The sequence below is a fragment of the Gracilibacillus salinarum genome (assembly GCF_022919575.1).
Lineage (GTDB): Bacteria > Bacillota > Bacilli > Bacillales > Amphibacillaceae > Gracilibacillus > Gracilibacillus salinarum.
The window spans coordinates 404,645-426,579 of sequence record NZ_CP095071.1 but is presented as its reverse complement, the minus strand read 5'-3'; the positions used below and the strand labels follow the sequence as shown (position 1 = coordinate 426,579).

Annotated in this window: 21 protein-coding genes; 7 read left to right on the top strand and 14 right to left on the bottom strand. The window is 38.2% G+C overall.

The window, feature by feature from the left end; genetic code table 11:
- Positions 1-11: 11 nt before the first annotated feature.
- Positions 12-1,964: a DNA topoisomerase IV subunit B gene (gene parE / locus MUN87_RS02135; protein ID WP_244745901.1), complete on the bottom strand. Its 1,953-nt coding sequence runs from the start codon at positions 1,962-1,964 to the stop codon at positions 12-14.
- Between the two features lie 97 nt (positions 1,965-2,061).
- Positions 2,062-2,475 carry a CoA-binding protein gene (locus MUN87_RS02130; RefSeq protein ID WP_244745899.1) on the bottom strand — a complete coding sequence of 138 codons (414 nt, stop codon included), beginning with the start codon at positions 2,473-2,475 and terminating at the stop codon, positions 2,062-2,064.
- A gap of 213 nt (positions 2,476-2,688) precedes the next feature.
- Here MUN87_RS02130 and plsY point away from each other — a divergent pair, with 213 nt between their 5' ends.
- From plsY to yidD, 3 genes are all read left to right on the top strand, one after another.
- Positions 2,689-3,270, top strand: coding sequence for a glycerol-3-phosphate 1-O-acyltransferase PlsY (gene plsY, locus MUN87_RS02125; protein WP_244745896.1), 582 nt, complete (start codon positions 2,689-2,691; stop codon positions 3,268-3,270).
- Between the two features lie 106 nt (positions 3,271-3,376).
- A complete protein-coding gene (gene folE2 / locus MUN87_RS02120) occupies positions 3,377-4,300 on the top strand; it encodes a GTP cyclohydrolase FolE2 (protein ID WP_244745894.1) in 924 nt (307 codons plus the stop codon).
- A gap of 5 nt (positions 4,301-4,305) precedes the next feature.
- Positions 4,306-4,539, top strand: a complete 234-nt coding sequence (yidD, locus tag MUN87_RS02115; RefSeq protein ID WP_439649645.1) for a membrane protein insertion efficiency factor YidD — start codon at positions 4,306-4,308, stop codon at positions 4,537-4,539.
- A 50-nt stretch (positions 4,540-4,589) separates the two neighbouring features.
- On the opposite strand, the gene MUN87_RS02110 is transcribed toward yidD, so the two are convergent.
- The 6 genes from MUN87_RS02110 to MUN87_RS02085 form a co-directional block, all read right to left on the bottom strand.
- The gene (locus tag MUN87_RS02110; RefSeq protein WP_244745890.1) at positions 4,590-4,889 is read right to left on the bottom strand and encodes a hypothetical protein; all 300 of its coding nucleotides are present in this window, start codon (positions 4,887-4,889) and stop codon (positions 4,590-4,592) included.
- A complete protein-coding gene (locus tag MUN87_RS02105; protein ID WP_244745888.1) occupies positions 4,889-5,314 on the bottom strand; it encodes an acyl-CoA thioesterase in 426 nt (141 codons plus the stop codon). Before MUN87_RS02105 ends, MUN87_RS02110 begins: the two co-directional genes overlap by 1 nt.
- Positions 5,311-7,587 (bottom strand): AAA family ATPase, encoded by a 2,277-nt coding sequence (locus MUN87_RS02100; RefSeq protein ID WP_244747853.1) that lies wholly within the window; start codon positions 7,585-7,587, stop codon positions 5,311-5,313. Before MUN87_RS02100 ends, MUN87_RS02105 begins: the two co-directional genes overlap by 4 nt.
- Before the next feature lie 29 nt (positions 7,588-7,616).
- Positions 7,617-8,216: a TlpA family protein disulfide reductase gene (locus MUN87_RS02095; RefSeq protein WP_244745886.1), complete on the bottom strand. Its 600-nt coding sequence runs from the start codon at positions 8,214-8,216 to the stop codon at positions 7,617-7,619.
- 763 nt (positions 8,217-8,979) lie between these two features.
- Positions 8,980-11,682, bottom strand: a complete 2,703-nt coding sequence (gene acnA, locus MUN87_RS02090; RefSeq protein ID WP_244745884.1) for an aconitate hydratase AcnA — start codon at positions 11,680-11,682, stop codon at positions 8,980-8,982.
- A gap of 180 nt (positions 11,683-11,862) precedes the next feature.
- Complete coding sequence (locus MUN87_RS02085) at positions 11,863-12,960, bottom strand: ATP-binding protein (RefSeq protein ID WP_244745882.1); 1,098 nt, start codon at positions 12,958-12,960, stop codon at positions 11,863-11,865.
- A gap of 180 nt (positions 12,961-13,140) precedes the next feature.
- Between MUN87_RS02085 and MUN87_RS02080 the strand changes: the two genes are divergently transcribed.
- Complete coding sequence (locus MUN87_RS02080) at positions 13,141-13,632, top strand: DUF2621 family protein (protein WP_244745880.1); 492 nt, start codon at positions 13,141-13,143, stop codon at positions 13,630-13,632.
- A 32-nt stretch (positions 13,633-13,664) separates the two neighbouring features.
- Here the strand turns inward: MUN87_RS02080 and MUN87_RS02075 are convergent, their stop codons facing one another.
- The 6 genes from MUN87_RS02075 to MUN87_RS02050 all read right to left on the bottom strand — a co-directional run bounded on the left by MUN87_RS02075 (position 13,665) and on the right by MUN87_RS02050 (position 18,533).
- A complete protein-coding gene (locus tag MUN87_RS02075) occupies positions 13,665-14,090 on the bottom strand; it encodes a Na(+)/H(+) antiporter subunit B (RefSeq protein WP_244745878.1) in 426 nt (141 codons plus the stop codon).
- 27 nt (positions 14,091-14,117) lie between these two features.
- A complete protein-coding gene (locus tag MUN87_RS02070) occupies positions 14,118-14,822 on the bottom strand; it encodes a cytochrome c biogenesis CcdA family protein (RefSeq protein WP_244745877.1) in 705 nt (234 codons plus the stop codon).
- A gap of 97 nt (positions 14,823-14,919) precedes the next feature.
- Positions 14,920-15,144 carry a YneF family protein gene (locus tag MUN87_RS02065; protein WP_244717282.1) on the bottom strand — a complete coding sequence of 75 codons (225 nt, stop codon included), beginning with the start codon at positions 15,142-15,144 and terminating at the stop codon, positions 14,920-14,922.
- Between the two features lie 214 nt (positions 15,145-15,358).
- Positions 15,359-17,359, bottom strand: a complete 2,001-nt coding sequence (gene tkt / locus MUN87_RS02060; protein ID WP_244745875.1) for a transketolase — start codon at positions 17,357-17,359, stop codon at positions 15,359-15,361.
- A 184-nt stretch (positions 17,360-17,543) separates the two neighbouring features.
- Positions 17,544-17,765: a DUF896 domain-containing protein gene (locus MUN87_RS02055; protein ID WP_244745874.1), complete on the bottom strand. Its 222-nt coding sequence runs from the start codon at positions 17,763-17,765 to the stop codon at positions 17,544-17,546.
- A gap of 105 nt (positions 17,766-17,870) precedes the next feature.
- The gene (locus tag MUN87_RS02050) at positions 17,871-18,533 is read right to left on the bottom strand and encodes a YneB family resolvase-like protein (protein ID WP_244745872.1); all 663 of its coding nucleotides are present in this window, start codon (positions 18,531-18,533) and stop codon (positions 17,871-17,873) included.
- A 264-nt stretch (positions 18,534-18,797) separates the two neighbouring features.
- Between MUN87_RS02050 and lexA the strand changes: the two genes are divergently transcribed.
- The 3 genes from lexA to MUN87_RS02035 all read left to right on the top strand — a co-directional run bounded on the left by lexA (position 18,798) and on the right by MUN87_RS02035 (position 21,724).
- A complete protein-coding gene (gene lexA / locus MUN87_RS02045) occupies positions 18,798-19,418 on the top strand; it encodes a transcriptional repressor LexA (RefSeq protein WP_244745870.1) in 621 nt (206 codons plus the stop codon).
- A gap of 308 nt (positions 19,419-19,726) precedes the next feature.
- A complete protein-coding gene (locus tag MUN87_RS02040; RefSeq protein WP_244745868.1) occupies positions 19,727-20,719 on the top strand; it encodes a S8 family peptidase in 993 nt (330 codons plus the stop codon).
- Positions 20,720-20,818: 99 nt separating this feature from the next.
- On the top strand, positions 20,819-21,724 hold the full coding sequence (locus tag MUN87_RS02035; protein ID WP_244745866.1) for an endonuclease I family protein: 906 nt from the start codon (positions 20,819-20,821) through the stop codon (positions 21,722-21,724).
- The last annotated feature ends 211 nt before the right edge of the window (positions 21,725-21,935 follow it).

The following is a 21,935-nucleotide window of genomic DNA, read 5'->3' as shown; positions in this document are numbered from 1 at the left end:
CCTAAACAACCCTATATTTGAATATTTTCATTATCAATAATATTTTCGTCTTCTTCAAGACTGAATTGTACATGTGACTCAATCCATTTTCTTCGGGGTTCTACTTTATCCCCCATTAACGTGGACACACGGCGCTCTGCTCTCGCTAAATCATCGATTGTAACACGGATAAGCGTTCGTGTATCTGGATTCATCGTTGTTTCCCATAACTGGTCTGCATTCATTTCGCCTAAACCTTTGTACCGTTGAATTTGATAACCATTTTTGAATTTTTTTGTGATTTTTGCCAGCTCTTCTTCTGTCCAGCAATACTCACTTTGTGCTTTAGCACCTTTTCCTTTCGAAACCAAATATAGCGGAGGTAATGCGATAAATACCTTTCCAGCTTCAATTAACGGACGCATGTAACGATAGAAAAATGTTAATAATAATACCTGAATATGTGCACCATCTGTATCGGCATCTGTCATGATAACAACTTTGTTATATTGCACATCATCAATTGAAAAGTCTCCTCCAACACCGGCACCTATTGTATGAATAATCGTAGATATCTCTTCATTTTTTAAGATATCAACAAGTTTAGCCTTCTCCGTATTAACGACCTTACCTCTTAGTGGAAGCACGGCCTGAAATTTACGGTCTCTCCCTTGTTTAGCAGAACCACCAGCAGAGTCACCCTCTACAAGGTATAATTCATTTTTTTCTGCATTCCGTGATTGGGCAGGAGTTAGTTTACCGCTTAACAGTGCATCTTTACGACGTTTTTTCTTACCGCTTCTCGCTTCTTCTCTAGCTTTTCTTGCAGCAAGTCTGGCATCTTTAGCTCGAATCGCTTTTTTTATGAGCATTGAGGCGATATCCGGATTTTCTTCTAAGAAATATTGCATCTGTTCGGCCACGATCGCATCTACAATAGATCGCGCCTCAGCTGTTCCTAGCTTACCTTTTGTCTGTCCTTCAAACTGTAATTTTTCTTCTGGGACTTTCAATGACACGACAGACGTAAACCCTTCTCGAATATCATTACCTTCAAGATTTTTGTCTTTTTCTTTTAACAGGTTCACCTTACGTGCATATTCATTGAATGCTCTCGTGATAGCTGTTTTTGCACCAGATTCATGTGTGCCCCCATCTTTGGTACGCACATTATTAACAAACGATAAAATATTTTCAGCATATCCATCATTAAATTGAAAGGCGAAATCTAAATCCATACCTTGTAGCTCGCCATCGAATGCCACTACTTCATGCAAAGCATCTTTCTCTTCATTTAAATAAGTGACAAATTCTTTTAAGCCATCTGGGTAATGATACGTTTCTTTCACCAATTCTTTTCGTTCATCCTTCAGATCAATAGTAATTCCCTTCAAAAGAAATGCCGCTTCTCTTAACCGTTCTGCTAATATGTCAAACTGAAACGCATCCGTTGAAAAGATTGATCGATCTGGCTTGAACGATATCGATGTACCCGACTTTTTCGTTTTACCCTTCTTTTCAAGTGTAGTAACTGGTTTTCCACCATTTTCAAAACGTTGATAGAACACGCCACCATCACGATGAATGGTTACTTCTAACCATTCTGACAAGGCATTCACTACTGACGCCCCTACACCATGAAGACCACCACTTGTTTTGTATCCGCCTTGACCGAATTTACCACCTGCATGTAAAACCGTTAAAATGACTTCAGGTGTTGGTCTGCCTGTTTGATGCATACCTGTAGGCATTCCTCGTCCATTGTCGGCAACAGTAATACTGTGGTCCTTATGGATGGTCACTTCAATTCTTTCGCCAAAGCCTGATAAAGCTTCGTCTACGGAATTATCTACAATTTCAAACACGAGATGGTGCAAACCTCTTGCATCTGTACTCCCAATATACATACCAGGTCTTTTTCTTACTGCTTCTAATCCTTCTAATACTTGAATAGATTCATCATTATATGTTGGCTTATTACTCATTACTTCCTCGATACTCCTTCCCAACAATCACTTCAAATGCCTATCGTCTTCATACACTTACTTATGAAATATAGAACATTCGTTCTAATTTGTAAAGTTATTTCATTAAGACAGCATGCGCTACCTTAATACATCTATCCATAATTACTTTTTTATTATGCTTTACTAATATATCATATGCAACTGGATCAGTGACGCCTTGCTGCATCCAAACAAATTCTGCATCTGTTTTGACAATTTCTTCAGCAAGAGCTTTGACAAATGCTGACCTTCTGAACACATTTACTAATTCGTACTTTTCAGTAATATCTGACAAACTCTTATATGCCTTCTCCCCCAAAACTTCCTCTATGTTAGGGTTGACCGGTATGATGCGATACCCTTCCTTCTGCATTGCTTTAGCAATCTGATACGAAGTTCTATAGGGTTTATCTGACAAACCGACAACAGCAATTGTTTTCGTTTTTTCTAGTATTTCTTGCATTGTATGCTGTTCATTTTCTTTATTCATCGTTACACCTCATTTTTATTGATTAAACCATTTAATGCAAATTGACGCAAGTCTACTGACAAAAAAATATACCAATAGAAAGGTATTTATTGTTAAACAAACCATTACTATCTATTACAATAACAAAATTTACATCAACCGTGTACTTTTTTACAAATTACATGCTAAAATAGAGACATCAATGAAGTCTATCAGAGATTGAGGAGTTTGATAATGGAATATTTTATTTTTATCTTAATTGCGTACATACTAGGCTCCATTCCTACGGGATTAATTGTAGGTAAAGTAGGCTATAAGAAAGACATACGTGATCATGGCAGCGGTAATTTAGGTGCTACCAACACATTCCGCGTACTTGGGCTAAAAGCCGGTATTATTGTGATCACTGTCGATATTCTGAAAGGGACACTCGCAGCTGCATTACCAGTATTTTTAAACGCAGATGTCTATCCACTGCTAATAGGTATCTTTGCTGCTATCGGCCATATGTATCCACTGTTTGCTAATTTTAAAGGTGGTAAAGCCGTTGCAACATCTGCTGGAGTTATTCTAGGTGTTAATCCATTGGTTTTTGTAATAATGATTCTAAGTTTTCTTATTATTTTGTACTTATCAAAGTATGTATCTTTAGCTTCGATGTTGACTGGTATCATTACGATAATAGTTACTCTAATTATGCGGGAAACCGGTCTAACCATTGTCACAGCTATTCTGACGATATTTGTCATATACAGACATAAGGCAAATATTAAACGGATCATAAACAAAACCGAACCAAAAATTAAATGGATGTAACAGGGTCTAATGAATCATTAGGTCCTGTTTTTTGAGATTTTTAAATTGAATATTGGCTAATGTTTAAGTATACTTTGAAATAGTTGATGACGAAAGGGGTCTAATCATGAAAGATATTAACACCAACCAACTGCCAAATAAAGCAGATCGACATAAATTGTTCGGATCAGTTGAACCAGGTGAAAAGACAAAACCTACTGAGAAAGAAAAAATGCCTGATTTACAAAATACAAAGAAAGACTTTTTGTTTGATATAGACCATGTCGGGATTGCCAATGTTAAGCACCCCGTTCAAGTAGAGAGTCAAATTAGCTCGGCAAGCCAGACTACGATCGGGACATTCGAAATGACATCTTCTATTAAGAAAAACCATAAAGGGACTAATATGAGCAGGTTTACGGAAATGATCCAAGAGTCCAGTAATAACAGCCCTTTTCCACTTACTATTAGCTCATTAAAAGCATTCACAAAAAAAATGGCTGAACGTTTAGAACAGGATGATAACCAAATCACCATCCATTTTCCTTGGTTTTTTGAACGCCGAGGGCCTGCATCTGATATGCCGGGTATGAACCATGCAGAAGCATCGATAAAAATAAACTTCGATCGTCACGCTGGCTATCAAATAACTGTATCGCTAGAGGGAACTGTCACTACTCTTTGTCCTTGTTCTAAAGAAATTAGTGAATACAGCGCCCATAACCAAAGAGGAATTGTCAAAATAACTGCAGAACTTGCTGGTAATTTTGACGAAGAGGTCATTGACTGGAAGCAAGCATTGTTAGAGGCTGCCGAAAGTAATGCGAGCGCCCGTGTTCATCCTGTATTAAAACGACCGGATGAAAAAATGGTGACCGAACAAGCATATGAAAATCCACGATTTGTAGAGGATATGGTTCGATTAGTAGCTGCAGATTTATATGAAATGCCATTTGTCAATAAATTCACAGTGACGTGTCAAAATGAAGAATCGATTCATCTTCATGACGCAATCGCATCGATTACCTATGATAAAGCATTGGACCATTGAGGTGAATGTTTGTGAAAAAATTGATCATGCTATTGATCCGATTTTATCAACAATTTATCAGTCCAATGTTCCCACCGAGCTGTCGCTTCCAACCGACCTGCTCACAATATAGCCTGGAATGCTTTCAACGCTTCCATGTGTTGAAGGCTTCCTATCTATCAGTCAAACGGATTCTAAAATGCCATCCCTTTCATCCTGGTGGCTTCGACCCTGTCCCTGATAAAAAGCCAAAACACTGACTTGTTTGACCAAAGAAAGAGGCATGAAGATCCATGCCTCTTTCTTTTTGCTATAGATTGAATTTGTTAATGTGTTGCCATTGTTTCTCTTGTTGCAATATTGCTTTTTGCCGTTCACCGAACAAGTCAAAATGAGGATAATCCGGATCCCGATGTATCCATTCTTCTTTTAATCCGTATTGTTCACCCCATGCAATCAATTTACTATAATCGTTGCAGCCTACTTTCGTTACAGTCGTACAGCCTGGAAAACGGTCATCCAACCAATAATGAGTTAAGAAAGCGATATTTCCGTGCAACACATCCTGCTTCCATTGCCATAAAGTAGCACGATCCAACCCGAACGCCATTATACATCCTCTTTCTGTAAAGCACGTTGATATGCTTCATGCCAATTAGGAAAATGTCTTTTCAAAGATAGTGGACGAAAGTTGTCCTTCTTGACAATTACGTGCTGCGTTTCTCCTGTAACCGCTACTTCTCCATTCTGATCAGTGATTCGATAACCGTACGTCGTTCTTATTCCATTATATTTAACGAGCCATGTTTCCACAAATGCATCGTGTCCATATCTAATTGGCTGCTTAAACTGAATGTTTGCATCTATAACAGGAGAGACGACTCCTTCCGACTCCATCTCATGATATTTGAAACCCAATTCTTCAACAAAAGCAGTTCTGCCAATTTCAAACCAAATTAAATAATTGGCATGATATACTACCCCCATCTGGTCTGTCTCTTGATATCTAACTTTTATTGGTGTAGTTACTTTCATGATTCATTTGTCCTCCTCATCGAATTCCAAGCTAATGCAAAGTCTTTTTCTGTTAACCATTCAAACGACTCAACCGTGTCTGTTTCTAAATCGAGCCGAAGTGCCTGGTATTGAATCGCTTCGTTGATTAGATTGACAATAAATCGTCCGTTTCCTGTAATTTTTGTATGGTCAAACCGCTCTAACAAATATGGAATTACTGCTTCTACCAATTTATATTGATATTCATGAGCGTGGAATTTTGTCATCTCCATTAATTGCTCTCTCGTATAATCTTGGAAATGGAAATATTTTTTAAATCGGGATTCCAACCCAGGGTTACTGGCAATGAAAGATTCCATCTCACGCTGATATCCAGCCAAAATAATCACCAAATTCTCATTGTGTCGCGTCATTTCATCCACGAGAGTATCAATGGCTTCTTTGCCAAAATCTTTTTGGCCACGATTAAGGGCATAGGCTTCATCGATAAACAATACGCCTCCAAGTGCTTCTCGTACTTTATTTTTGGTTTTCATCGCTGTTTGCCCAACGTAGCCAGCAACAAGGTCACTACGGGAAGCAACTACTAAGTGCCCACGTTTTAATAAACCGCATTGTTTTAATATTTGTGCATATAATTTGGCTACTGTAGTCTTCCCTGTACCTGGGTTTCCCGAAAACACTGCATGCAATTGAATCGGTACTTTCGGAAGCTGTAATGACTTCCGTTTCTGTTGAACCTGTACAAATGCTGATAATTTTTTTACTTCTTCTTTGACATTATCAAGTCCTATTAACTGATCCAGCTGCTTCATTGGTTCGTTTACCGTATCCTGTTGATCATCTAAGTCGGCTACATCCTGCTCTGTAATCCGCATATGCGCCAGCCAGTTTTCTTTTAATGGTAATGGATGTTGGGCGCCAATATGAAATATAACCTTTAATACTAAATCTTTTACTGTTCTGGCATTACCAAAGGATTCATCAACACGTGATTTCTCGATTAATGAAACAAACTGACTTATTGCCTTCTCAGTAAAAAAGTAATCATTCTGTAATGCTGTGTCTTCCGCGATTCGCGCAAGTTCTGTATTTGTAAAATCAGGAAGATGGATGAAATTCCCGTCTGGAAAACGGCTTCTTAACCCTTGATTCGACCAGAGAAAATGTTCCATTTCTTCAGGATAACCCGCCATAATAACTGCAAACTGATTCGCATACTCTGAACTTGTCATACTGGAAACCAATGTATCAATGACAGCTTGCCCATAATCATTACCTGCCTGATCTTCACGTTTTAAGTTGTACGCTTCATCAATAAACAGCACGCCACCAACAGCCTTTTTGACATAGTTTAATGTATTCTCTTCACTCTGACCCATAAAGGAGCCAACAAGCTGGGAACGGTTTACTTCCACCACATGATTATTTTTCAATAATCCAAGCCTGTAATAGATATTTGCAAGTAACCGGGCTATCGTTGTTTTTCCCGTACCTGGATTCCCTGTAATCACCATGTTTAAGCCTTGTTCATCAACCATTTGAAATCCAGCTTCCTTGCGGCGTTGCTGGTACTTTAAATAATGGTAATATTGATTAATATACTGTTTGACATCCTGAAGTCCAACCATGTGATGTAATGCATCTAACGGATCTTCACCAGAATCGTCTTTCATAAAGGCAGGTAGTCTGTCATAAAACAGCGTGATATAATGACCCAGTTTCTCGATAGCATCATTATAGGGCTGGATTTCTTTTGTCGATTTCCGTTGTTCCAGCGCAAAGACCAGCCCCTCTGCCAGGTCCTCTAATTCTTCCATTTGAATAAATAGTTGATCATATACTTTCTTTAAATTACTCGTACTTCCCGTCCGATTTACTTGCAAATTAGCGAGATCATTTAATTCAGACAATAAAGCCTTTGCTTTTTTTAGTTTAACTGGATCAAAGTCTGTTTCTCGCATTTGATACTGGGCCAAATCCACATATGCCAACTCTTGATACACCGATAAATAATGTTTCAGTGATTGGACCTCTGCAACCATCGGATGTTCACTATCCTGTTTTAGCTGTTCTAGATGTTGATTCAAATGATCGTCTGTTACATTTCGCTTCAATCGAAAAAAAGTAAGCATACTGTATAATAGTGACTCCGTATCTTTTGATAACGAATAAGACGATTGCTCGACTTCCTCGAGCAATCGCAGTATTTCAATTTCATTGAATGGAGGAATGTCGTCAAGCGAATTCCAACTTTGAATTTTTTGTTCTATCTCTGTCCACTGTTGCATCGTCACGTAACTGCTCCTTCCCCCGTCATTTAACTACTCTGAACATCTTCTAAATGCTCCTGCATTTGTTCAAGTGACATAGAACCATTGATTCTCTTCAAGATTTTACGGTCACTGGTTCTGATTAAAAAAGAAGTGGGCATATTGATAACCGAGTAGCCGTCATAGACGATGTCTTTCTCGTCAAAAAGGATGGTGTATTCATATGTACCCTCATCAAGAAAATCATAGACCACTTCTTCCGATGTTTCGGTATTTGTTACATTTACTGCTACTACTTGAATCTGATCAGCATTTTGTTGCTGGAACTCATGTAACGCTGGCATTTCTTTGACACATGGCGGACACCAGGTCGCCCAGAAATTTACCAGTGTATATGGCTTGTCATGGTTAAAGGCTTGTTGCTCTTCACCACTGCGATTCTTTAAAGTGAATGCCGGCGCCTCTTCCCCTTCCTTTAGCTGATAAGCATCCGGTGCGCTTATCGAGCCACCTTCTACCGACGTATCTCCGGTTACATCAATAATATTAGTTTTTTGTTCATCTTGGCCGATATTTGTAAAATTGGTTACAATAAATATGCCAACCAACAATATAATAATCGAAATGGAAATAATGTTTTTCCGCATAGCACTTCATCCTTTACCTTTACACTACATACATTATATCGGATTATTGTGACAGCGTCTAATTATCAAATTATGTAGACAAACTGAAAACTTCTACGCATTTCTAGTTAACATAATATAGATTATGTCAACTAAGAATATATTGCAAAACGGTCATTTTGAAATATTTTAACTGCGTTGCAAAGCTCCGGAAATAGGCTCCGCGTCCTGTGGGCACGGCTTCAGCTAATTTATGAAAGAAAATTCTTTTCTTTCATAAATGGATCTTCAGCTCGCGCTGATTCCACGGGAGTCTCCGCCTATTTCCTACGCTTAAGGGAAGTGCTACAACATATGGAACAGCTAAAAGCAGTGGTTCTAGGCATTATGTTATTATTTATAAAGTTCCTGTTATATATAGTGATGAGTGATCAATATGCTATCTCTTACAAACATTGTGGAGTACCAATCCTAGCGTAGGCCAACCACGTAGACTCCCGCGGGACAGGCAGGCGCTGAAGATCCACTTTGTGAAGCGATTTTTCTTCACAAAGTTAGCTTCAGCCGTGCCCCGCAGGACGCGGAGTGGTTGGACGGAGCGGTAGCCCAGCACATGAATCATTTCAAAATTACCACTAAGCATAAAGCGGCTAGTTGACATAATCTATATTATAGGATCTAAAATTCATGTTCAATGTGATTACTTCTGTGACTGCACTTTTATACTTTTTTGACTGCTGATAAAAAAAGATAGCCTGTTGTTACAGGCTATCTTTTGAATATATTATGCTAATTTGTTACGTAATACCATTTGAAGGATACCGCCGTGACGATAGTAGTCTACTTCTACGTCACTGTCGAAGCGAGCAATCACTTCGAATGAAGTTTGTTTGCCATCTTCGTCAGTAGCTGTAACTTTTACTAGATCACGAGGTTTTACTGTTTCATCAATTTGCACTTCAAATGTTTCTTTACCAGTTAGGCCTAGAGAATCTGCGCCATCGCCTTCTTGGAACTGTAAAGGTAACACACCCATCATTACAAGGTTAGAACGGTGAATACGCTCAAAGCTTTGCGCGATAACCGTTTTGATTCCTAATAGATTAGTACCTTTGGCAGCCCAGTCACGAGAGCTTCCCATTCCGTAGTCATTGCCTGCTAATACAACAAGTCCTGCACCATCTTCTTGGTATTTCATCGCTGCATCATAAATCGGCATAACATCCTCGGTTGGCCAGTAAGTAGTAAATCCACCTTCTGTGCCTGGTGCAAGCTGGTTTTTAATACGAATATTTGCAAACGTACCACGCATCATAATTTCGTGATTACCACGGCGAGAACCGTATGAGTTGAAGTTACGTGGAGACACATTCTTACCTTGCAAATACTTACCTGCAGGCATGTCTTTTGCGATCGCACCTGCTGGTGAAATGTGGTCCGTAGTAACAGAATCTGCAAACTTACCAATTGCACGCATACCAGACAATGCTTCTACCTTACCTGCATTCTTGGAAAGTCCTTCAAAGAACGGCGGGTTCTGAATATAAGTAGAGTCATCATTCCAGGAATACAATGGTTCGTCAGTCGTTTCAATAGCATTCCATTTTTCATTAGACTCAAATACATTCTCATATTCTTTACGGAAAATTTCTGGTGTTACTACTTTATTCACTTGGTCACGAACATCATCCATAGATGGCCAAATGTCATTAAAGAATACATCATTGCCATCTTTATCTTGACCGATAGCATCGTTTTTCAGATCAATGTCAACCGTTCCTGCTAGTGCATATGCTACTACTAAAGGAGGTGAAGCTAAGTAGTTAGCTTTCACTAATGGATGAATACGACCTTCGAAGTTACGGTTTCCTGATAATACGGAAGAAACTGTTAAGTCACTGTCTGCAATGGCTTTCTCAATTTCTTCACGCAATGGACCAGAGTTACCGATACAAGTTGTACAACCATAACCAACCAAGTTAAACCCTAATTGATCAAGATATGGCATCAAACCAGAATCTTCTAGATAACCAGTTACAACTTTTGACCCTGGAGCTAGTGATGTCTTCACATATTCAGGAACTTCGAGTCCTTTTTCGACAGCATTTTTCGCAAGTAACCCTGCACCTAACATAACGTAAGGGTTAGAAGTATTCGTACATGAAGTAATGGCTGCAATGGCAACAGCACCTGTTTTCATAACAGATTTGCGACCGTTTGGATGATCGATTTCTACTTCTTTATCAAATTCAGAAGCATCCAGACCGAATCCTTGATTACCTGCTGGAGCTGTAATTGCTTTATTAAATGATTGCTGCATATCAGATAATGGAATTAAATCTTGAGGACGTTTCGGTCCTGACAAGTTCGGTTCCAGTTCAGAAAGGTCAATTTCTACAAGTTCAGTGAAATCCGCATCTGGCTGATCGGAAGAATACCATAAACTATTCTCTTTACAATATTTCTCAACCAATGCGATTTGCTCTTCGTTTCTACCTGTTAAACGAAGGTAGTTCAATGCCTCTGCGTCAACTGGGAAGAAACCACAAGTTGCACCGTATTCCGGAGCCATATTGGAAATAGTGGCACGGTCTGCTAACGGCATATCTTCAAGCCCAGGTCCGAAGAATTCAACAAATTTACCAACTACTTTTTTCTCACGAAGCACTTGCGTTACTTTTAATGCTAAATCTGTCGCTGTTGTTCCATTAGGGAAGCTTCCAGTAAATTTGACACCAATTACTTCTGGTGCTGGGAAATAAGAAGGTTGTCCTAGCATTCCAGCTTCCGCTTCGATACCGCCGACACCCCAGCCTAAAACACCAAGACCATTGATCATGGTTGTATGAGAATCTGTACCGACTAATGTATCTGGAAATGCGTCTAGCTCACCTTGTCCATTATCAATAGCGTGCACAACATTTGCGATGTACTCCAAGTTTACCTGGTGTACGATACCAGTTGCAGGTGGAACAGCACGATAATTATTGAATGCTTTCTGAGCCCAATTTAAAAATTCATAACGTTCTGCATTACGTTCAAATTCTAACTCCATATTTGCCTGCAACGCATTTTTCGTACCATATTCATCAACTTGTACGGAGTGGTCAATTACTAGATCCACTGGTACTTCCGGATTAATCTTATCAGGTGAACCACCCATATCTACCATTGCTTTACGTAAAGAAGCAAGGTCTACAACTGCAGGTACACCGGTAAAATCCTGTAAAATAACTCGTGAAGGTTTAAAAGGTACATCTTCCCCTTTTTCTTTCCCCCAGTTTGCTAAACTCTTTACATGCTCATCCTTAATAACATGTCCATCATGCTGACGAATTAACGATTCTAGTAAAACACGAATCGAAAAAGGTAAGCGATCGATATTACCAATCCCTGCTTCTTCTAATGCTTTTAGCTGGTAATAATTATACGTTTTCCCGTTCAGATCAAATTGCTTTTTTGCTTGAAATGGATTCTGATTAGTCATTCCTAGCGTTACCCCCTTCAAAAATGTTAGACCGAAATACAATCTCTCATATCTCTAAAATACTATGTAACATAGTACGCACCATACTATTTTAAATGAAATCGGTTTATAAGTAAAATGTTTCACAACAAAAAAATGAAATAATAGCAATAAATCAATAAGGACTTTTATTAGACATTTTTACTTTTCATCTGTAGGTAAGAAAATTTTAAATGTGCTTCCATGTCCTTTTTCTGATTCAATTTCTAATCGACCATGATGGTTATCAATAATTTGATTAGAGATCATTAAGCCCAGACCAGTCCCGTTTTTCTTCGTTGTAAAAAACGGCTCTTTTAGTTTATGGATCAAGTGCTTCGGTATGCCAGGTCCTTGATCTTTAATCGCGATCATGCATTCTTTTTCTCGGAGTTCTACTAAGACATGGATCATCCCACCATCTGTCATTTCTTCAATTGCATTCTTAATCAGATTAATAAAGACCTGCTTGATTTGTGAACGGTCACAAAGAACCAAGCAATCACGCTCTGCTTCTAATACTAGATCGATATCGTATAAATTTGCTTGTGTACGAAGCAATGTCATGACATCATGCAACAGTTCATTCACATTCTCATTATTTTTATCGTCAGTCATTGGTTTGGAGATAAATAATAATTCAGAAGTAATGGCATTTATTTTGTCTATTTCTTCAATCATTATCTTATAATATTCCTCTTTACTCGTGATACCACCTTGTAACAGCTGGACAAAGCCTTTCAAAGAAGTTAGAGGGTTTCTGATTTCATGAGCGATACCTGCTGCTAATTGGCCAGCAATCGACATCTTCTCAGATCTTATTAACATCTCTTCCGCTTGCTTTTTGTCAGAAATATCTTTCGCTAAAGCTAGAATTTTCTTTTCTCCATGCCACTCCATCATTTGTAATTCCATTTCAAATATGATAAATCTGCCAATCTGATTTCGAATATGTATGAAAAATTTTTGTTCTTGTGAGGTGGTTATATCTAAATAGGTTCGTAAATATTTTTGATCTTCTCTCATAATATAACGAAATACTGATTTCCCCATTAATTGCGATTTTTGAAAACCTAACACCTTTTCAATCGAACTTGTAATATAATTTATTTTCCCAGCGTAATCACTAATACAGATAAAATCAAATCCGGTTGTTTCTAATTTATTAAGAATTGGCTTAGGCAAGTCTGCAAGCATGATCGTTTGCTCCGTTTCATCACTTACACTCCTACCATCCGGCTGGTCAGCGAAATTAAGCAAGGTTCTCCCCCCTAACAATTTCAAAATCGTTTTCTAAAAAAGTCTAAACATGCTATAATATCAACGATCTAGTAAATTATATGAGAAATTTAGATAATCATGACTGAATATACGATTCAATGTTATATTACTATATTTTCAAAAAAATTAAAATGTCATTCTTAAGATCAAGAATAAAAAATGGTAGGTGAGGACAAGTTGTCTTTTGAATTCATGTCGTTTATCGTATTATGGACCTTTGTTTTGCTAGGCTTAATTGCCATAGGCGGTTATTTTATGTTTCGTAAGTTTTTAAAGAGTTTACCTAAAGATGATGGAAAATCAGATCTGGATTGGCAACAACATTATATTGACCAATCTATTCATTTATGGAAAGATCCCGAAAAGAAATTTCTCGAGGAATTAGTAGCTCCAGTACCGGAATTGTTCCGCGATGTCGCGAGACAAAAAATTGCTGGCAAGATTGGTCAGATTGCTTTGGAAAAAAAGGAGCATGCAATTACGCAGGAAACCCTTATACAAGGGTATATCATGGCAACACCAAAAAGAGACCATAAATTTTTACGAAAAAAACTGAAAGAAAAAGAAATTGACGTCACCCCATACGAGCAGTTTTTTCAATACTCCCCTGAAGATTACCAAAACAAAAAATACGCAGCAAAGACACGTTAATCACCTGATTACGTGTCTTTGCTGCGTAAAAATTAACGATCACTTGATATTGTCAGTACAATGGTCATAGCAACCCCAATTACCGTCAAATACACTCCCAAATCAAAAAAGAGAGCAGTGGCTAATTCCATTTCACCGAAAATCGGGAAGTGGAAATACCCAAATGTTTGACTTAAAAAAGGCTCTCCAAATAAGAAGGAACCGACAGCTGTTGCAATTGCTATTATTAAGCCGATTGCTAACACCGTACGATAATTAAAAGGCAACACTTTATTAACCGCACGCTCACCATATGCCATGTACATCAGCACAATAGCAGCAGAAGTCATTAACCCACCAAGGAAACCTCCGCCTGGCGCATTATGTCCTGCCAAAAATAAATTGACTGCAAATCCAAATAAGATAAATGAAATTAACACAGTCATTGTTCTAAAAATCAAATCATTTTTCTCTGCCATACTACACCTCCAGCTGAACGCATAATACTAAAAGCCTTGAAAACCGAAAAACCCGGACAGAAAGGATGTTAATTTTGTCATAAGATCAAAGAACAAAAAGAATCCCATGAATATCATCACAGATCCACCTATTTTTACAAGCTTCGGGCCATTTTGGCGTATCCATTTCATTTTACCAATAAAGAAGGCAAGAATAAAGAATGGAATTGCAAAACCGAGTGAATAAGCGGACATTAAGATCATCCCTAATTCTGTATCAGTTGCTGCGAGTGAAATCACTGCCATTAAAATTGGACCAGTACAAGGTGTCCACCCTAACGAGAATGCCATCCCGATAATATAGGAACCGAAAAATCCTGCAGGTCTGTTTTTAAAATGAAATTTTCTCTCTTTCATTAAGAAATCAAAATTTAATGCGCCAACAATTACCAGCCCAAAGAATACAATTAAAATGGCACCAACCTGTCGAATCAGATCATCCCATCTTGTCAGAAATTCCCCGACGAAACTTGTCGTGAAACCGAGCAGGATAAATACACTTGAAAAGCCAATTAAAAAGAATAAAGTATGTAAAACGCTTTTATAATTGAACATAGCTTTTTCTTCTTTAATATCATTTACACTCATGCCAGTAATATAAGATAAAAATGCTGGATAAAGTGGTAATACACAGGGTGAAATAAAAGATAAAAACCCTGCTCCAAAGGCAATAAAAATATTTACTTCACTCAATCTCTCCCCCCAATCCTCTATCTCCCTATAAATATAATAAAACCCTTGCTTAAATGAAGCAAGGATTCTAATTCGACAATTATGTTACAATGCGTGTTTATTTATTATCCATCTGATTGTTCATTGAACGCATCATTTGTTTAATTTTCTTTTGTGACGGTTTTTGTCCCATCTGCATCATCATTGTACGCAACATTTGTTCGTTAATAGGTGGGTTTTTCTTTAAATAGTTCATCATGTATTTTCTTGCGATAAAAAAGCCTAACGCTACCCCAGCAATCAGACAAGCAATCGCAATCAATACGACCCAGATTGTACTCATTCGCTAGTTTCCTCCTTCAACATATCTCTTATACAGTATAGTAAAAACTATCTAATAATACAAGCACTTGTTTCACGTTTATGTAAACATTGGTTCAATCAATTGTTATGCTATATTTCCGGGACTTACTATTAAAAAAACATCAAGTGCCTAAAAGCTACCTGATAAAAAATGGGACGAGGATCAGCTCCATCGTCCCATTTCGCTTCAATAATTAGAATAATTCGTTCACGTGATTGACAACATTCTCTACAGTGAAGCCATATTCTTCAATAATTTTATTTCCATTTGCAGACGCACCAAAGCGATCGATTGAAATAATCTTACCTTCGATACCTACATAACGCTCCCAGCCTAATGATGAAGCCATTTCGACTGCAACACGTTTCGATACTGCACTTGGTAATACAGATTCTTTGTAAGTAGCATCCTGCTTATCAAAGCGATCCCATGAAGGAATGCTGACAACACTTACGTCTTTTCCTTCTTCTTTCAATTGTTTTTGTGCTTTTACAGCTAGCTGAACTTCAGAACCTGTCGCTACAAGAATGGCATCCGGTGTTTCTTTAGAAGCTGGACTTACAACATATCCACCTTTTTTCACACCTTCGTATGCTTTTTCAGCAGTACCATCTAGTGTTGGCAAGTTTTGACGAGTTAAGACTAATGCGGTCGGCTGGGATGTTGATTCAATCGCTAGTCTCCATGCAGCCTGCACTTCGTTTCCGTCTGCTGGACGGATAACGGAAAGATTTGGCATCGCACGGAAAGCGGCTAATTGTTCAACCGGTTCGTGAGTTGGTCCATCTTCTCCGACAGCAATGGAATCGTGTGTTAATACATACGTTACAGGTAGGTTTTGGATGGCTGATAAACGAACAGCCGGACGCAGGTAGTCACTAAATACAAAGAATGTACCACCGAACACTTTTAATCCGCCATGTAGCGCCATACCATTTAACGCTGCCGCCATCGCGAATTCGCGTACACCGAACCAAATATTACGGTTTTCTGGTGTTGCCGCAGAGAAATCTCCAGCATCTTTCAAGTTTGTTTTGTTAGAGCCTGCTAAATCGGCACTACCACCGAATAAAGTTGGAACTGATTTGGCAATAGCATTTAACACTTCACCTGATGTAGCACGTGTTGCCGCTTCATCTTTTCCAGCTTCATATACTGGTAATTCTTTTTCCCAACCTTCAGGTAATCTCTTATTGATCGCGTCATCTAATTCTGTAGCTAATTCAGGATGCGCATTTTTATAAGCGTCGAATAGTTCGTTCCATTTCTGCTCTTTCTCTTTACCATTGTCAACAATTTTTGTTTGGAAATCTTGGTAAACTTCTTCTGGTACATGGAATGCTTCGTGTTCCCAGCTATAGAATTCTTTTGTTAAGGCAACTTCTTCCGCACCTAGTGCTGCACCGTGTGAAGCTGCAGATCCTGATTTGTTTGGAGAACCATAGCCAATTACGGTCTTCACTTCGATTAAAGTCGGCTGATCTGTATTTTGTTTTGCTTCAGCAATCGCATTAGAGATCGCTTTCGTATCATTACCATCTTCCACACGAATTACTTGCCAGCCGTATGCTTTGAAACGATCTTCGACATTTTCCGAGAATGATTTATTCAATTCACCATCTAAAGAAATATCGTTTGAATCGTATAATGCAATAAGTTTGCCAAGCTTCAGATGACCTGCTAATGATGCAGTCTCATGAGAAACACCTTCCATTAAATCACCGTCACTAACAATTGCATAAGTGTGATGATCTACCATGTTATAGTTATCTTTGTTGTATTTAGCTGATAGATGTTTCTCGGCCATTGCCATACCAACACTCATAGCAATACCTTGTCCTAATGGTCCGGTCGTTGCTTCTACACCATCTGTATGATGAACTTCCGGGTGTCCTGGAGTTCTTGAATCCCATTGGCGGAATCCTTTAAGGTCTTCGATCGTTACATCATAACCAGATAAATGAAGTAAGCTATAAAGTAACATCGAACCGTGACCTGCAGAAAGAACGAAACGGTCTCTGTTAAACCATTTAGAACTTTTTGGGTTATGGTTCATATGCTCGGTCCAAAGTGTGTATGCCATTGGAGCAGCACCCATTGGTAAGCCCGGGTGTCCGGAATTTGCTTGTTCAATTGCGTCTATCGACAATGTTCTAATTGAATTAATAGACAATTGTTCAGTTTGGTTTGACATGATTTTTCCCCTTTCAATATCCAAAAAATATGTACGCACATCTATAATCCTATAACGAAATACGCTATATGACAAGTATATTAAAGTTAAAACACTTTAATTTTCGTTAGAATTATCAGTTTTTTTTAATGAAATTCAACTTGTATGGTCACTATTTTACAAGTAGTTAAAGAAGAAGTTACCGTTACTTCTTCTTTAACTGCTTTAATTTTTCTGGAGTAACGTCATCACCATTCGGATCAACTACCGTCATTCCTTTTAGTTGGTTTTTAAAAGATTTTCTTACATTTTTTAAATATGCCTCTCGTAAATCCTTTTGTTCTTTTTTTTCTTCTTCTGTTAAACCTTCTGATTTAGATTTTTTCGACAACTCATTTATACGAGCTATTTTATCTTGGGAAAGCATACTATTTACACCTCGATTTCTTTTCCATCATTTTTATTCAAACATGCATGCATGTATTTTACCACGAAAAAAGAGTATACATAACTTGTATACCCTCTCTCTATTTTAATCTTCCTTGATAGACTTTTCAAGTGATTGATATTCCTGATAACGCCGATGGACCGTTGCTTTCGACACATTGTATCCCATTCCTCGCAGGATAGATGCAATTTCTTGAAAGGTCAGATTATTTCGCTTCAGCCGTTTCACTTCTTCGATCGGAAATTGTTTGCGTTCTCTTCCTTTCGCAAGGTGTTGATTGGACAGGTTCTCCGCTGGATTAAATCCGTTATCAACAGCTTTTCTCATGCCCCGTTTTATTTTGGCGTTATGTAATTTGCGTTGGTATTCTTCCACAATCGAGACGATTTGCAACACCATTGAATCCCCTTCTGACAGTTGTAATTCACCATTCTGCGCTAAACAATAAATGGACACATCTAACCGTTGAAGCTGGTGCAGTAAGGCGATCTTCGTATTCCCTCGCCCTAATCTCGTTTCATCCTGAATGAGTAACGTATCTGCTGAGCTGCTTTGAAAGGCCTCCAGCATAGCAAAAATGCCTTCTCTTTCGATTTCATACCCACTCTGCTTCTCTTCTATTACTTGTACGATCTCCATCTCATATCGGGATGCAAAATATCGCAACTCTTCCTGTTGCCGTTTCAGTGAGGTTTCTTGTGAGTCTTTATTTGTACTTACCCGACAATAAATAATGGCTTTGGACATAATACGTACACCTACAATTCTACAAGTTTGTTACTGCTGAAAAATAAAAAAATGCAATTCCTAGTATAAATGCTACCAAATAAAAAATGTCAACTTTCGATATATTTTTTAACAACTTGCATCCCTCCCAGAACCTTTGTTCGTACCTTCATTATACACGAACAGGTGTTCATGTCAACTCTTTTTTTCGAACGAATGTTTGTAATGCTATATCATATATGCTATACTTTGATTAATAAATACTACGTGTTAGGAGATTGAAATATGACAAATCTATCAAAGCGACAAGAGGAGATTTTAGCTTATATTAAAGAACAAGTAGAGTTAAAAGGATATCCACCCTCTGTTCGCGAGATTGGAGAGGCAGTCGGTCTAGCATCAAGCTCAACGGTACATGGACATCTAGCGCGATTAGAGAAGAAAGGATACATTCGCCGAGACCCTACGAAACCAAGAGCAATAGAAGTATTGCCACAAGATGGCGATTTAGAAATTCCTAAGACAGAAGCTACCTTTGCTCCCGTAATCGGTAAGGTAACAGCAGGACTTCCGATTACAGCAGTAGAAAATATTGAAGAATACATCCCTATTCCACATAACGAAATGCACGCAAGCGAACAGTTGTTTGTATTGATTATTGAAGGGGACAGTATGATTGAAGCAGGTATTCTCAATGGAGACAAAGTCATTGTCAAACAGCAGAATACAGCTGAAAACGGCGATATCGTTGTAGCCATGACAGATGAAAGTGAAGCAACGGTAAAACGTTTCTTCAAGGAAAAGGATCATATTCGACTGCAGCCTGAGAACGCGACAATGGATGCGTTAATCTACGATAATGTCAGCATTCTTGGTAGAGTAGTTGGCTTGTACCGCAGCTTATAATAGATTCAAAAAAGCCTTTGGTGAAAATGCCGAGGGCTTTCCTACTCAAAATAATCCTTCTACTCTTTTTTGTTAAAATTTATATTTTTTTCTTTTATTGGTTTGAAGCCTAGTGAAATAGGTAATATAAGTAGCAAAACCTTCTTTCAATTCCAGACATTGGATGCCGACACATCAACTATTTCCACATCACAGCTTACTTACTCCATTTATGACAACTATCTTAATTTCAGTAAATCTAGTAAACTTTTTCAACCTAATCACATACTGTATAGAGAGAGGGTAAACTTTAGAGGAGTGAATAAAATATGGTACAAAACAAGGTTCACTTAATTCCTTATACGATTCAATCGATTGAGGATTCCAAAAATGAGACCCCTGAAGGCGTTCAACTAGTACAGGCTCCCGCCTTATGGGAGAAAGGTTTTGAAGGAGAAGATATCGTCGTTGCGGTGATAGACACCGGAATTGAATCGGATCATCCAGACTTTAAGGAGCAAATTATTGGCGGACGAAATTTCACAAGTGACTATAGTGGAGACCAAGACAACTTTGAAGACAATAACGGGCATGGAACACACGTATCCGGAACTATTGCAGCAAGCCTTAATGGCAATGGGGTTGTAGGCGTTGCGCCAAAAGCTAAAATATTAAGTCTAAAGGCTTTATCGGGCGAAGGTTCAGGGGAATACGAATGGATTATTAACGCAATTAACTATGCAGTTGATTGGCGTGGACCAAATAATGAACGTGCAAGGGTCATCTCCATGTCTTTAGGTGGACCGAATGATATCCCTGAGATGCATGAAGCCATTCAAAACGCAATAAATCATGATGTATCTGTCGTTGTCGCTTCAGGTAATGAAGGGGATGGAAATCAGGAAACTCCAGAATATGCTTATCCAGGAGCTTATAACGAAGTCATTAGTGTAGGTGCTGTTAACTTAGACTTAGAGCTTGCTCCCTTTTCGAATACGAATAACGAGGTAGATCTTATAGCGCCAGGAGTAGATATATTATCTACTTATTTAGATAGTAAATTTGCTAAATTATCAGGAACGTCTATGGCCGCTCCACATGTAGCAGGTGCACTCGCATTAATCATTAATTTAAGCGAAAAAGAATTCCAAAGATCTGTTATTGAATCAGAGGTATATGCTCAACTTATCAGACGTACCCTTCCACTTGCATTTCAAAAAAGTGCCGAGGGTAATGGCTTTCTTATGCTGAATCTAGTTGACCAATTAGATAGAATCAATGCTCCCCATGTAAAGGAAACAAATAGAACTTCAAAGAATTAAACAATCATTTTCCAAGCAACAATGGTAACATCAGTTCCGGTAGGATGCTAGCACCTACCTTTCTATCCATTTCTTATGTCATAAAGAAAGGGGAAAATCATGAACAAATTGGAAAGTGAAAAATTAAGTCACACGCTAATGAAATTAAAGGTTAATCAAAACAAAAATAAAAATACAAACGAATACTATGACAAAGAAGAAGATTTACGTCTTATCAAGGCATATTACCAGCACATTAACTTTGATAAAAAAAACTCCCCCAACTTATATGAGCAACTAAACCATTTAACGACAAGCACACATGAAAACCAACTACCCTATAATTCCGAAACACGCGACTACCTTTATTCAACAGTCGACCTTCATTTGGATGGCAACCTGAAAAGTATCTATTCAGGAAACCACAAAGATCCTGAACAAACCATAAAAGAAGATCATGAAGCAGTACAAATTAGAAAACAAGCGTTTCAAAATTTGGCAAGCAATAAAACGAAAGATGATAATACTTGGATAAAAACAGTAGCTAAAATTGAACGCCAAAACATGTTTAATTGTGAACATGTTGTTCCTCAGTCATGGTTTGATGAAGATAATCCAATGAGAGGTGATCTGCATCATCTTTTCACATGCGATAAAACATGTAACTCGACCAGATCTAATTACCCTTATGTAGATTTCGAGGACTACACACCAGAGATGAATATTGAAACAATAAAAACACAATGCGGAAAATACGATGAAGAAAAGTTTGAACCTGAAAGCGGAAAAGGTGTGGTTGCCAGAGCGACATTATACTTCTTAATTAGATATCCTGGGATAGTTAGTCAATACAACGATAAGGATATTGACACCCTGCTAAACTGGCATCAAACTTTCGAAGTATCCATTTACGAAAAACACCGTAACAAAGAAATCTACCATATTCAGAAGAATAGAAATCCACTTATTGATTTTCCAGAATACGCGGACAAAATTAATTTTAAGCTAGGTAGAGATTGTCCTTAACACACGTTAAAAGCCTTCTCGCTTTCTCTACATTTTTAACATGTAATAAGATCGTTCTCGTAGGAGAACGATCCTATTTTGCGTTAACAAAGGCAGTATGGCAAAATGGTAATTTTGATATAGATTATCTGCTTAGCAAAGCTCCGGAAATAGGCTCCGCGTCCTGCGGGCACGGAGTGGTTGGCCGAAGCGGTATTCCAGCACATGAATC